The organism is Aeromonas sp. 9A (assembly GCF_963900955.1).
GTDB lineage: Bacteria > Pseudomonadota > Gammaproteobacteria > Enterobacterales > Aeromonadaceae > Aeromonas > Aeromonas salmonicida.
The window spans coordinates 4,219,664-4,232,510 of sequence record NZ_CAWRFG010000001.1; the positions used below are offsets into that span (position 1 = coordinate 4,219,664).

Genomic DNA, 12,847 nt, shown 5'->3' on the forward strand with positions numbered 1-12,847 from the left:
TAGTCTTTTCAAGTCAATGGCTTGAAAACTGTTGACCGCTTTGTAGCGATGGTAACAGGGCGATCAAAAAAAGGGGAGCCGATTGTTGCAGCTTGATGAGAGATCCGAGCTGATGGCAGAAAACAAAACACCGGCCTAAAGCCGTAATGCCAGTCAGTTAAGCCTGACTGGCATTGTTTTTATTGGCTTTTTTTACACTGTATTTCTGTGGCCTTGGCTTCACGCAGCGGGGGTAGCTTCGTTCCCTTCGTGCCGGCAGCACAAACTGCCCCGCCTGCTGCTCCAGCTCCGCCACCCGCTTCGGGATATTTCCCGCGGACATGTACGGCATGCAACTCAGTTCATGGATGAGGTACACCGATGCCATGTGAAAGCTCAGCTGGCTTGCCGTGTATCCCTTTAGACTCGCCGCCATCTTCACCATCTGGCTGCGCAGCAGGTTGTACGCCAGCAGCACGCCCCACAGCTCTTGCCGTATCCCCGTCGCCTTCTTGCTACGCAGGGTCAGTCGGTGTTGTTGCAGGCTGTGCTTCATCTCCCGATAGCCCAACTCGATTTCCCAGCGATGGCTGTAGAGCTCGACGATGTCAGCCCCCGGGAAGCGCATCGGGTCAACCATTGAGGTCAGCACCTGCCGCTCCTTGCCGTTGATAGTGCGGGTCAGCAAGCGGGCTTCCACCGTGTCCGGCAGTTGCGGCCACTTCTTGCGTGCCTGTGGATTGGTTTTGAGATGCACCAGTGCATCCTGGCGCCCCAGCTTGCGTACCACCTCGTATTGCGTGCCCTTTTTGAGCGGCAGCAGCCAGTGACGCTCGCTGCCAGCAGTTTGCCAGGCGTGTAGCAGACCGAGGGAGTAAAACCCCTTGTCGAACAGGGTCAGCGAGTGGTCCGGCGTGCGCGCGACAAGCTGTTCGGCCAGCGCCATCTCGTTGATGGCGCAACTCTCCATGACAGCCTGAACAAGCAGGTGGCTGGTCAGCTCCATCTGGCAGAGCATGCGCACCTGCGGATAGGCGGTCTGCCTGGCAGTGTCCTACTCTCGCATGGCGAATGCCACACTACCATCGGCGCTACCGCGTTTCACTTCTGAGTTCGGCATGGGATCAGGTGGTTCCACGGCGCTATGGCCGCCAGGCAAATTACTTCAATCTGAGAAAGCTGACGTGAATAACGAGTTGCCTGTTGGCTTCGCTATCACTGAATTAGTTAGTAGTTCGTTCATTCGCTACAAGGCCAGAAACACTTCTTGGGTGTTGTATGGTTAAGCCTCACGGGTAATTAGTATGGGTTAGCTCAACACATGCTGGCGTGAAGGAAGTCGAGGGCCTGTTCAATACGCATAAAAAATCCGAAACCAAATCAACAGGTTTCGGATTTTTACACATCAGCAGGATCGGTCAATGGATCCTTAACTGATCGGCATTAGGCCTAAAGCCGGTGTTTTCAGGTAGCAAAGAGGCTTGCTTACTTGCTGGAGCTCATGGCTTTGAGCTTGGCACTCAGGTCTTTACGCTCTTTGGACAGCTCGGCATTCTTGATGATGTGATCATCAACGCGCTCTTCATAGTCGGTACGCATGTTGGCGATGATGGCCTGAACCTCATCGATACTCATACCGGGCTTGATGTAGTCACTCAGGTTGTCGAGGAGCAATACACGCTTCTGGTTGTCACGGATCTTCTTCTCGTTGTCCGCGATTTCACGCTTGAGTTTGTTCTGGCGACGGGACATACGCACATATTCCAGTACATCGCTGAAGGTGGACTTGTTTACTTGTTCCATATCGATACCACTGACTTAAGGTTGATAAAAGCAGGCCAAGCATTACCGGTACAAGAGAGAAAAAAGAGAGTGTACAGGTAAACCCGAGATGCCCTTACTCTACCGAGTTATGAGGCATATACAACCCTAATTGCAGGCTTGGCAGCGGGTTTTGGCAGGAGAACATCAATAGGAACACTAAAACTCAAGAGCCATGATAGCGCACGAAGCGGTCACGTCAGGAGGCAAGACGCCAGTAGTGCTTTGGTGTCTGAGCTAAGGTCATATGGAATGTGCCATCATAAGGTGATAGCCGACCAAAACTTGAATTTCAGGCAATAAAAAACCCCGCTCGGTGAGCGGGGTTTTTCGTGTTGGGTGCCTGGCAGTGTCCTACTCTCGCATGGCGAATGCCACACTACCATCGGCGCTACCGCGTTTCACTTCTGAGTTCGGCATGGGATCAGGTGGTTCCACGGCGCTATGGCCGCCAGGCAAATTCTTCATCGATTTGTCCGGAACAAATCGAAACCGCCGAAGGCGGGCTCGAAGAGTGAGGTTCAGNATGCTGTGAGTGCCCACACAGATTGCTTGATTCAAATTGTTAAAGAGCGTCACGCTTGTCGCGTTGAGGAGGCGCATATTACGCTCCTCACTTCGAAAGTCAAGCGGTTGTTTTCGCTTTTCTTTCGACGCCGGCTTCGCAAGGAAGCTGGCTCATCAGGTTGGCGTGTTCCGCCGTGCTGGTAGGGGCGCATTATAGGGAGCCGCGCCGGGATGACAAGGGCTTTTTCATCACAATTGTTCGTTCGCTCAGATATGCAGCAAACCCGTGCCTTTTTGCTCACAACCCCATCAATTCAGGCTTTGGCTGGATTTAAATTGAACATTTGAAAAGTCACTTTATAATTGGCTTTTCAAATGTCAATTAAGGTTTAACCATGCATCAGATCCTGGATAGCCGTAAAGAAGAACAGATAGTTCCTCTGTTCCGCTTGGGGTTTCGGCCTTTCTTCCTGCTTGGGGCCCTCTTCTCTGCCTTGGCCATGCTGGGCTGGCTGGCACAGCTCAATGGCTGGATCCTGTTGCCAGGAGTCGGCAACCCCATCTGGTGGCATGCGCACGAGATGCTGTTTGGTTTCGGTGCGGCCATAGTGGCGGGCTTTCTGCTGACCGCTGTACAAAACTGGACGGCCCATACCGGCGTTCGGGGCTGGCCGTTGGCACTGGTCGTGGGTCTGTGGGCCGCACCTAGGTGCTTGTTGCCCTGGCTGGGAGAAGGGAACCCTGCTCTGATGATGATGGATCTGATGTGGCTACCGCTCTGCGCCTGGTTCCTGGCCAAGCCCATCATAGTGACCCGCCAATGGCGCAACCTCTTCTTTGTCCCCCTGCTCGTGGTACTGACGCTGCTCAATGGCGCCAGCTGGCTATGGCATGGGGAGTGGATCGTCATAGAGCATCTGCTGATCACGACAGTGCTGCTGTTCACGACCCTGATTGCAGTGATGGGAGGACGAGTCATCCCCTTCTTCACCGCCCGAGGTACCGGCTTGGAGAAAGCCGCGCCCCTGCCGTGGCTGGAGCGCATAGCACTCGCATCGCTGTGGCTTATTTTGCTGTGCTGGCTGCTGCTCCCCACCCAATGGACCACCAGCACTTATATGGTGCCTCTATATATAGTGGCGGCAGGCTTGCATCTGTGGCGACAACTGCGCTGGCGCCTGCCGACCACCCTTGCGCATCCCCTGCTGTGGTCACTGCATCTCGCCTACCTGTTTATTCCGCTCGGTCTACTCGCTCTCGGAGCGCAGGCCGCCGGCCTGCCCATCACATTGTCGACGGCCAGCCACCTGCTCAGCGCCGGCTGCATGGGCACCATGATCCTTGGGATGATAGCGCGCGTCTCCCTCGGCCATAGCGGCCGAGCCTTGCAAGTGGGGCACCGGATAAGCTGCGCGTTCGCACTGGTCATAGTGGCAACGGTGATCCGGGTTGTGATCCCGCTACTCTGGCCTGCCTATACCCTGCACGGCTGGAACCTGAGTGGCCTGGCCTGGGTCGGCGCCTATGGCCTGTTCGTCTGGGTTTATGCCCCCATACTGACCCGCCCCAGAGTGGATGGCCGTCCGGGCTGATCATCCGGGCTTATTCTCGGGGCCTGGCCGCCGGATAGTGGATCAGGTTGTGAAAGATCGCAGGGGCAATTCCCAGATTGCGATAACCATGGGGGCGGTCGGCGGCAAAGCGGACCGCCTCCCCTTGCGCCAGTGAACGCCACTCCCCTCCCACCAGCACCTCCATCAGACCACTGATGACGATGACATGCTCGGTCACACCGGGCTCATGGGGTTCGGATTCGCGCTGATACCCGGGTAGCAGCGTCAGTTCAAACAATTCAAAACCAAATCGCTTCTCATAAGGAAATAAGGGAGCGACCTGCATGCCCTCTCCCGCAGGCTGTTGACGAATGGCGTCGGCGGTACGATAGAGTACCTCTCCCTGCGCTGCTGGGGCTGGCTCGATGAAGCTGGAGAAGGAGACCCTAAAGCCGGTGGCGATCTTCCACAGGGTAGCCACAGTAGGGCTGGACTCTCCCCGCTCAATCTGCCCCAGCATGGCCTTGCTTACCCCCGTCTCACGGGCCGCCACATCCAGGCTCCAGCCCAGTTCGCTGCGCAACCCCTTCAGACGTTGGGCCAGATGCTGATTCATCTCTTGCATGACTGCCTCTTCATTGCTCTTGCATGAATCGCCTTGTGCGCTATAGCGCACGGCGATATAGTCAGAGCACACATTGTACGTAATAACGCACAACCAGTCACAATCCGACAAGGACGTCACTATGCCCTTCGCCCTTCCCCACCTGGTGGCAGGTTTCATCGCCGTGATGGTCGGCTACACCAGCTCCGTCATCCTGATCATTCAGGCTGCTACTGCGGCGGGGGCCGATGCCACCCAGCTTGCCTCCTGGCTATGGACGCTGGGTATCGGTATGGGAACAAGCTGTATCGGCCTCTCCTTTTATTACCGCATACCCGTACTGACCGCCTGGTCGACCCCGGGGGCCGCCCTGCTGATCACCAGCCTGGGCAACTTCACCCTGGCTGAGGCCATAGGCGCCTTCGTTATCTCTTCCCTGCTGATCACCCTGTGCGGCATCAGCGGCTGGTTCGATCGCCTGATGCGGCATATCCCGGCTCCGCTGGCCGCCGCCATGCTGGCCGGAGTCTTGCTCAGATTCGGGCTGGATCTGTTCAGGGTCGCGCCACAAGATCCCTTGCTGCTTGGCATTCTACTGCTGGCCTTCCTGCTGGGCCGCCATCTCTGGCCTCGCTACACCATGGTGCTGGTGCTGGCGATGGGAATAACCCTCTGTGTCCTGCGGGGGGATCTGCAACTCGACACTCTGCACTGGCAGTTCGCCAGCCCGGTCTGGACCTGGCCGAGCTTCTCCTTCGATGCCTTGTTCGGCATAGCCCTGCCACTGTTCATCGTCACCATGACCTCCCAGAACATGCCCGGCATTACCATATTGCGAGCTCACGGCTATCAACCGGCCACCTCCTCCCTGATCACCTGGACCGGCCTGACCGGCCTGTTGCTGGCCCCCTTCGGCGGTTATGCCTTCAACCTCGCCGCCATTACGGCCGCCATCTGCATGGGCAAGGACGTGGATCCCGACGCCAGCCGTCGCTGGCCGGCTGCCGTCTGGGCTGGCGGCTTCTATCTGCTGACCGGTTGCTTCGGGGCAAGCGTGGCCGCCCTGTTCACCGCTTTTCCTGCCACGCTGGTAACCTGCGTGGCAGGGTTGGCTTTGCTCGGCACCATAGGCAGCAGCCTGCACACGGCATTGCAGCAAGACGAGGCGCGCGAAGCCGCCCTGCTCACCTTCATCATCACGGCCTCCGGGATCAGCCTGCTGGGTGTCGGCGCCGCCTGCTGGGGGCTGCTCGTCGGTGTCATCCTGCATCAAGTCAATCAACGAAGAAACTGACCTGACCATCTGGGGAGCCTCCCGTGAGACACAGCACATAATTCAGAAAAATTGGTTCACAGCTGAAACTAATTGCCATTAAGTGGTGCCGAGGCACTTCTTCTTCCCCGATGCGTGCCTCTGTCAGACTCATAAACTGGAGAACAATAATGAGGAATCAGGCTGTCATTTTGTTACTGGCACTGCTGGGCGCCACCACCGCCCATGCTGCCGACTCGGATCGGGAGCTGGCACGCCAGCTCGCGCTACAGCAGAAAAACCTGCTGCCACTGCTGAGCAATCAGGAATACCAGAGCCCGCTGCCCAACCTGCTGCAAAAGGCCAGTCCACGGCTGAAACGGCAGGCGAGCGATGCCAACCAGGCCGCCATCAGTCGGCAAGGGCTGGACGGCGAGGTCAAGCAGTTGATGCAACTGCGACTGGCCAACCCGGAGCAGGCCGCCGCACTGCAACAAGGGGTCGAACCCCTGGTTGCCTATGTACCGAGCGGAGATGAGAAGAGCTGGAGCGCGATCGAAGCTTTCGACAGCGCCGGCAATCCCGTCTATCTGGATGTGGACAAGGCACCGGCGCGACCTGTCCTGGTGGTGGAAGCAGACCCCGTCAAGGCCAAGAACGCCGGCCTGAAGGTGATGCGCAAGGCGCTGGCCGCAGCCGATCTGCAGGCTGCCCCGCGCACAGCCGCCAGTACGGCACCGCTCAAGACCAGCATCCTGAAGAAGATAAGACTGAAGGATGATCAGGAGCCCTGGCTGCTGGGTGCGGCCGAAGTCTATGCAGTGGTCGCCGGGGTCAATCCCAGCCGGGATGAGCCCGTGGTCGACATAGTCGACATGCCCTACCTCGACTATGACAACACAGACTACACCCCCAACCAGATCCTGGTGTACTGGGATCGCTACCGCTGGGGTGCCGTCGACATCGTCATGATGGAGCAGGATGACAACGTCAACTACAAGGAGCTGAGCGCCTTGTTCATCGATGCCCTCAAGCTCGCCTTTACCGCTGGCGGCGTGCCGGAGGCGCTGCCATTCCTGGATCTCGGCGGTCGTATCGTCAAGGCGCTGCCCGACTCCTGGATGACCAACAACGATGACTATCTGGATACCTTCTACACCCTGGAGCAGGACCAGAGCTATCACCAGTATCCGGGTGCCGCCGGCAATGCGGTCATCGATCTCGAACCAAAAGAGATAGCCCCAACCCGGCCTTGACAAGCCGCTATGAAAAAAAGCCAATGAGCAACTCATTGGCTTTTTTTGTGCCTGCGGCAACCTGTGTCAGGCCGGGTCCTTCGGCCTGACCCCCAGGGTATGGCAGATGGCGTAGGTCAGCTCTGAGCGGTTCAGGGTATAGAAGTGGAAATCCTTCACCCCCTCCTGACTCAGCACGCGCACCTGATCGATGGCAATGCTGGCGCCCACCAGGTTGCGGGTCATCTGATCGTTGTCCAGCCCCTCGAAACGCTGATGCATCCAGCGCGGGATCTTCACGTTGGTAAAACCGGCGAACTTGGCCAGGGTCTGGTAGTTGGAGACCGGCAGTATCCCGGGCACGATTTCAGCATCTATGCCGATGGCGGCACAGCGATCCCGAAAGCGCAGGTAGGTCTCCACATCGAAGAAGAACTGGGTGATGGCGCGGTTGGCACCGGCATCAATCTTGCGCTTGAGGTTGAGCAAGTCGGACTGCGCACTTCTGGCCTCGGGATGACCTTCCGGATAGGCGGCCACCGAAATATCGAAATCAGCTTCTGACTTGAGCAGGGCCACCAGATCGGTGGCATACATATCCGGCTTGTCGAGTCCGGGCGGCAAGTCACCGCGCAGGGCCACGATATGGCGGATGCCGCTGTTCCAGTAATCGCGGGCTATGGTACGCAGCTCGTCGCGACTGGCATCGATACAGGTCAGATGGGGCGCCGCAATCAGGCCGGTACGCTCCTTGATGTCCTTGATCACTTTGTGGGTGCGATCCCGGGTGCCGGAGTTGGCACCGTAGGTCACGGAGACGAACTTGGGTTCCAGCACTTTCAGCCGTTCGATGGACTGCCAGAGGGTGTTTTCCATCCCTTCACTGTTGGGTGGAAAAAACTCGAAACTAACCCCTATGTCACCGCTTAAATCGGCCAGACTCTGGTTGAGTGCCTCAACCTGACGTGCACTGTGAAATCCCATCTGCTCTCTCCCTGCCCTGCAACCCATTCCTCTACGTCAAAACGGATGTTTAGACGTCCAAACGTCTTTCTATCTTTATGAGAAAACGGATCAAAGTCAACCCTGATTTACAGATAGGAGTGAGACTCTGCTGTTTATTTGGCAATTAACCTGAAGTAACGATTGGCACCCCATCCCAAAAGCCGTGGAGTCGCGTTATGATGAACACAGATCGTCCTGGACGTTCTGAATCTGCGTGTGATTGTTTGGCCGGAGGTTTCTCCGGCCCCTTTTTCAACCTCTTCCCTTCCCTGCCGATAACCAATTGAGCCATTCGCAGGAGCCTCGTCATGGATACCCACCCCGGTTTTGCAACAGACTTGCTGTTCGATCGCTATCAGGGCAACGTGGTAGACCATGAGCAGTTCTGGGCCGTGCGCACCCCTGATGCTCCCGATTACTATTTTGGCAACTACCTGCTGCTCCCCACTCCCCCCAGCGATCGTGACAAAGGCTGGCTCGAGGCCAGTTTTGACAAGCTGATCGGGCTGGACCCCAGAGTGCAGCATCGCACCTTTCAGTGGCCGCTGGCAGAAGGCCAGAACAGCCGAGTAGCAGGTTTCGTGGCGGCGGGATATCAATACATGGAATGCGTTGTGCTGGCGCTGGATGCCACCAACCTTCACCAGGCTGCCACTATCGACCAAGCCGCAGAAGCCCGCCCTTTTTCACCCGCCGACTGGGATGTCTGGCTGGCGTTTGAGCTCAATGAGCGAGATCCCGGTCACTCGGTGGAAAACTATCTCCCCTACCTGCAGTCCCGACGTCGCCTGTATGAAGCCATGATCGCGGATGGACTCGGGAAGTGGTGGGGGATCTGGCAGGAGGATCAGCTGGTTGCCAGCTGCGGCCTCTTTTTCACCGGGACCATGGGTCGGTTTCAACTGGTACGTACTCATCAGGAGTGGCGTAACCGGGGGCTATGCCGTCAGTTGCTGAGCCAGGTCGCACGCCAGGGGCTGGAGCGGGCCAGGCAGCTCATCATAGTAGCCGACGAGCACTACCACGCTCAGCGGGTCTATCGTTCATTGGGCTTTACCCCTGTGGCCCGCATCGGCAGTCTCTGCCGCTGGCCCCATGAGACCCAATAGTCCGAGTGGCAGGCAGAAATGAAAACGGGAGGCTGGTGCCTCCCGTTTTTTATGGTGTTGCCATTTACTGCTGTGGCGCTTCCAACTCTTCGGACAGTGCCTGCTCAATCTCGGCAGATGGCGCCGGTAACGGGGCGGCCGCCGCAGAGGCTGGCATAACCGGCGTGATCGATGGAATGGGCGCGGCGGGGGCATCCTCTGTCACGACGGGTGTGACCGCAGATGGCGCAAGAACGGCAGGCACCTCTGTCGTGGCAGGGACAGCCGAAGGTGCAGGTTCGACCGGTACCTCGGTCGCGGGGGTAGCCGAAGGCGCTGGTGCGACCTGAGCCTCAGTGGTGGGTACCGCAGGTACGACAGTGGCGGGAACAGCCGGTGCCTCACATTGGCAATCCTGCCCCTTGGCCTTGTTGCCCTGATGGGGTGGATACCAGCCCTTCAGCCCTTGCTCCAGCCGGTCTGCCGCCGCTTGTGGTGCCATCTTGCCCAGCAGCACGGCCTGACTCACCTCGGCCAGCTCATCCCCCAGTTTGGGTTTGCCACGGGAGAGGATCTGGGTCGCCACCCGTATGGTGGAATCACACTGATCGCGCCACTCCATCATTTCCTTCGCCGCCGGATTGGTGACATCAAAGAAGTGGTTGGAGAGGGAGAAGAACCCCGGCAGCGAGTTGGTATAGAGCTCGGCAAACTGGGGGGTGGTCAGCCACTGCAAGAACGCCATGGCCGCCTCCTTGTTCTTGCTGGCAGGGTTCATGCCCATACCGATATCGGTGTGATCGGTAAAGAAACAACCCTCACCCTGTTTGGCTACTGGTGGGCGCATGACGCCAAAATCGACCTTGCCGGTAAAGGGGGCGATTTCCCACGATCCCGCCACGTAGAAGGCGGCCTTGCCGGAAGTGAACAGTTCATTGGTGGCAGCATAGTCCCGGTTCTCACCCCCCTCTCCCAGGTAGGGGCGCCAACGGGCCAGCTCCTCAAGCACCTTGACGTATTGCGGGTTGTCGAGCCGCTCCTGCCCGCCGATCAGCGCCAGACGACCATCTTCCCCTTTCCAGTAGTTGGGGCCTATGTTCTGAAAACCGAGTTCGGACGAAACCCAGCTCTCGGCACCACTCATGGCCAGCGGCACATAGCGACCGTCAGCTTTCACCTTGTCTAACGCGGCAAAGAAACCATCGCGGGTTTGCGGTATGGTCAGGCCCAACTCACTGAATATCTTCTTGTTGTAGAAAAAACCGTGGATCACTGACGCCATGGGCACACAGAAGGTCTGGGCACCGGAATCGGTTTGCCAGGGTGACTGGGCAAAACTCGGGAAGTTTTCCATCCCCGACATCTCGGTCAGCTCCGCCAGATGACCGGCCTTGAACAGGGCAAGGGAGTCGTCAAACGGGCGACAGGTAATGAGATCTCCTGCCTTGCCATCCTTCAGACTGGTCAACAGGGTCGGCATGTAGTCGACATTCTGCACGCCATTGAATTTCACCTGGATTCCCGGGTGAGCAGCCTCGAAAGCAGGAATTATCTTCTGCTCCCACAATACTTTGTCATCCGTCCGCCAGCTTTCGATCACCAGCTCACTGGCCACCAGTTGACCACATAACAGGAGACTCAGGGCCCCAATCCACTTGTTAGACATAAGCCCTCCTAGACCTTGAAATGTGCGATCAATTGCTGCTGCTTGGCGACCAGATCCGCCAGCACTTCACTGCTGCTTGCCGACTCTCTCGCCTCCCGCTCGGTCTCATAGGCCACGTCGGCGATGCCGGCGATATGTCGAGCCACCCCCTGGCTGACCGAAATCTGCTCCTGGGCGGCATGGGCAACCTGATCCGCCATCGACTTGATGGAGGTCATCCGCTCGGCAATGGACTGCAATGCCAGATCCATCTCGCGAGTCTGTTCAACACAACTGCGGGTCTGGTCCTGACTGCGGCCCATCACCTCCACCACCTGTTTGCTCGAGTTCTGCAGGTTCTCGATCATCGCCTGGATCTCTTCGGTCGAGGTCTGGGTACGGTTGGCAAGCGCTCGCACCTCATCAGCCACCACGGCAAAACCGCGACCGGCATCGCCGGCACGGGCCGCTTCGATGGCGGCGTTCAACGCCAACAGGTTGGTTTGTTCGGCAATGCTGCGGATCACATCGAGGATGCTGCCGATGTTGTTGCTGAACTCACCCAGCTTGTAGGTAATGCCGACCGCCTCTTCCATTGCGCCCGCCAGCTGCTCGGTGATCTTGCGAGTGGTGGCCACTTTCTGGCGGCCACTGCGTGCCTCGTCATCAGCCAGATCCACCTCACGCTTGGTGCCATCGGTAGAGCGGGCCACCTCGGTGGCGCTCACTTCCAGCTCTGTGATGGCAGCAGCCACCTGATCGGTCTGGCTCTTCTGATCCTGCACCCGTGACATGGCCCGCTCGCTGATCTCGGCTGCGCGGCTCGCCTCCTCCACCAGGTGGAGAGAGCCAGCATTGATCTGGGAGAGCAACTCCCCCGTCTTGCCCGCCAGGGTGTCGATAGAGCGGGAGAGGCTGCCGAACTCACAACTGCTCTGATAGTTGATACGGCGGGTCATGTCCCCGGCAGCCATGTAATTCAGCTCTTTGTTGATCATCTGCAGCGGTCGCTGAATGCTGCGCGCCGTGGTATAGCCGATGATGAGCGCTGCCACGGCCGAAATGGCGGCGACGATCAGGATCCAGAAGCTGGCACTGCTGACCGCATCATCCGCCGTAGTACGGCTCTGGCTGGCGATAGTACCGGCCGACTGACCCATCTGGTCGAGCAGGCTCAAGCTGTTGACCAAGCTGGCGTCGAGCTGCTGGTTCAACGTCTGCAGGGATGCCGCCAGTTGCTGGGCATTGCGCATGGTGGCAAGCAAGCCTTGCTGACCGAGTGCCAGCTCTTGCATGCGATCCAGGTTGGACACGAAACGCTGCTTCACATCGTCGGGAACCAGCACGCGTTCGAGACGCTTGCGGGCCATCTCTATATCCTTGCTGAGCACCTTTTCCAGCTCATTGAGGTCGGTTTTGGCATCGGCTCGGCGAATGTTTTTCAGATCACGGGCGATCCCGGAGGTGATGAGTTCGGCCTTGTTGCGCATGGAGCGTTTGCTTGCCGTCTGTTGCAGCAGCAGATCGGCTGCACGCTGATAGGTGTCCTCCAGCCGGATGAAATCGATCTCCAGCTTGTGGCGCTGAACCAGGGCATTGACCCACTGGCTGTGCTGGGCGAGCACCTGGTCCGCCAGACCATAGAACTGCCTGGTGGCGCTATCCACCTGCTGGAAGCGGGCATTGGCCTCAGCGACCCCGGTGAACTTGCCCATCTCCTGGCTCAGCTGAGTGAAGCGGGCTTGCTGTTCTTTGAACTGGCTGGCGAGTTGTGGCAACTGACTTGCCTCCTCGCTGGTCCGATAGACCAATACCCAGCGGTTGCTGTCTTGCAGGGCGCCTTTCAGGCCTGCAACGGCAATCACCAGTGGCGTCGCCTGGTCGGATACCTGCGACAAACCGTCGTTGATACCCCTGATCTTCACCGTGCTGATCACGCCAAGCAGGATCAACAGCAGCAGCATCAACACAAATCCGGCGATGATCCGCTGCACAATAGATAAACCCATGGAGACATCCTCACTCGTGGGGGGAAGGTAACGTGAACATAGACACTATCGGCACAAGCGGCGAATTATAGAGGGTGGGCTTGGGTTATTTTATTGATCCATATAGGGTTGGATCACAATTGACAGAGGATAACGCAGACACAAAAGGG

Annotated in this window: 9 protein-coding genes, 2 rRNA genes and 1 pseudogene; 4 read left to right on the forward strand and 8 right to left on the reverse strand. The window is 58.0% G+C overall.

Annotated features, from left to right (window positions below):
• Positions 1 to 157 precede the first annotated feature (157 nt).
• The 4 genes and pseudogenes from AACX78_RS19530 to rrf (AACX78_RS19545) all read right to left on the reverse strand — a co-directional run.
• Positions 158 to 1,021, reverse strand: a pseudogene (locus AACX78_RS19530) (IS4 family transposase); the annotation flags it as partial.
• A 5S ribosomal RNA gene (rrf, locus tag AACX78_RS19535) occupies positions 1,021 to 1,135 on the reverse strand. The pseudogene AACX78_RS19530 and the gene rrf (AACX78_RS19535), both read right to left, overlap by 1 nt.
• A 329-nt stretch (positions 1,136 to 1,464) precedes the next feature.
• Positions 1,465 to 1,782, reverse strand: a complete 318-nt coding sequence (gene tmaR / locus AACX78_RS19540) for a PTS system regulator TmaR (protein WP_005314445.1) — start codon at positions 1,780 to 1,782, stop codon at positions 1,465 to 1,467.
• 359 nt (positions 1,783 to 2,141) lie between these two features.
• A 5S ribosomal RNA gene (rrf, locus tag AACX78_RS19545) occupies positions 2,142 to 2,256 on the reverse strand.
• A 446-nt stretch (positions 2,257 to 2,702) separates the two neighbouring features.
• Here rrf (AACX78_RS19545) and AACX78_RS19550 point away from each other — a divergent pair.
• A complete protein-coding gene (locus AACX78_RS19550) occupies positions 2,703 to 3,899 on the forward strand; it encodes an NnrS family protein (protein WP_159167153.1) in 1,197 nt (398 codons plus the stop codon).
• 10 nt (positions 3,900 to 3,909) lie between these two features.
• On the opposite strand, the gene AACX78_RS19555 is transcribed toward AACX78_RS19550, so the two are convergent.
• Entirely contained in the window at positions 3,910 to 4,485 is a 576-nt protein-coding gene (locus AACX78_RS19555) for a helix-turn-helix domain-containing protein (protein ID WP_201302900.1), read from the reverse strand.
• Positions 4,486 to 4,606: 121 nt separating this feature from the next.
• Between AACX78_RS19555 and AACX78_RS19560 the strand changes: the two genes are divergently transcribed.
• Together AACX78_RS19560 and AACX78_RS19565 are read left to right on the forward strand one after the other, a co-directional pair.
• On the forward strand, positions 4,607 to 5,758 hold the full coding sequence (locus tag AACX78_RS19560; RefSeq protein ID WP_159167154.1) for a benzoate/H(+) symporter BenE family transporter: 1,152 nt from the start codon (positions 4,607 to 4,609) through the stop codon (positions 5,756 to 5,758).
• Positions 5,759 to 5,907: 149 nt separating this feature from the next.
• Positions 5,908 to 6,972: a DUF3103 family protein gene (locus AACX78_RS19565; protein WP_021140730.1), complete on the forward strand. Its 1,065-nt coding sequence runs from the start codon at positions 5,908 to 5,910 to the stop codon at positions 6,970 to 6,972.
• Positions 6,973 to 7,038: 66 nt separating this feature from the next.
• On the opposite strand, the gene metF is transcribed toward AACX78_RS19565, so the two are convergent.
• Complete coding sequence (gene metF / locus AACX78_RS19570) at positions 7,039 to 7,935, reverse strand: methylenetetrahydrofolate reductase (protein ID WP_021140731.1); 897 nt, start codon at positions 7,933 to 7,935, stop codon at positions 7,039 to 7,041.
• Between the two features lie 329 nt (positions 7,936 to 8,264).
• On the opposite strand from metF, the gene AACX78_RS19575 reads away from it, so the two are divergent.
• Positions 8,265 to 9,065, forward strand: coding sequence for a GNAT family N-acetyltransferase (locus tag AACX78_RS19575; protein WP_159167155.1), 801 nt, complete (start codon positions 8,265 to 8,267; stop codon positions 9,063 to 9,065).
• Positions 9,066 to 9,129: 64 nt separating this feature from the next.
• On the opposite strand, the gene AACX78_RS19580 is transcribed toward AACX78_RS19575, so the two are convergent.
• The gene (locus tag AACX78_RS19580) at positions 9,130 to 10,710 is read right to left on the reverse strand and encodes an ABC transporter substrate-binding protein (protein WP_159167156.1); all 1,581 of its coding nucleotides are present in this window, start codon (positions 10,708 to 10,710) and stop codon (positions 9,130 to 9,132) included.
• Between the two features lie 8 nt (positions 10,711 to 10,718).
• A complete protein-coding gene (locus AACX78_RS19585; RefSeq protein WP_159167157.1) occupies positions 10,719 to 12,698 on the reverse strand; it encodes a methyl-accepting chemotaxis protein in 1,980 nt (659 codons plus the stop codon).
• Positions 12,699 to 12,847 lie beyond the last annotated feature (149 nt).

Coding starts and splice junctions, on each gene's coding strand:
- tmaR (WP_005314445.1), bottom strand. CDS start 1,782: ATGGAACAAGTAAACAAGTCCACCTTCAGCGATGTACTGGAATATGTG.
- AACX78_RS19550 (WP_159167153.1), top strand. CDS start 2,703: ATGCATCAGATCCTGGATAGCCGTAAAGAAGAACAGATAGTTCCTCTG.
- AACX78_RS19555 (WP_201302900.1), bottom strand. CDS start 4,485: ATGCAAGAGATGAATCAGCATCTGGCCCAACGTCTGAAGGGGTTGCGC.
- AACX78_RS19560 (WP_159167154.1), top strand. CDS start 4,607: ATGCCCTTCGCCCTTCCCCACCTGGTGGCAGGTTTCATCGCCGTGATG.
- AACX78_RS19565 (WP_021140730.1), top strand. CDS start 5,908: ATGAGGAATCAGGCTGTCATTTTGTTACTGGCACTGCTGGGCGCCACC.
- metF (WP_021140731.1), bottom strand. CDS start 7,935: ATGGGATTTCACAGTGCACGTCAGGTTGAGGCACTCAACCAGAGTCTG.
- AACX78_RS19575 (WP_159167155.1), top strand. CDS start 8,265: ATGGATACCCACCCCGGTTTTGCAACAGACTTGCTGTTCGATCGCTAT.
- AACX78_RS19580 (WP_159167156.1), bottom strand. CDS start 10,710: ATGTCTAACAAGTGGATTGGGGCCCTGAGTCTCCTGTTATGTGGTCAA.
- AACX78_RS19585 (WP_159167157.1), bottom strand. CDS start 12,698: ATGGGTTTATCTATTGTGCAGCGGATCATCGCCGGATTTGTGTTGATG.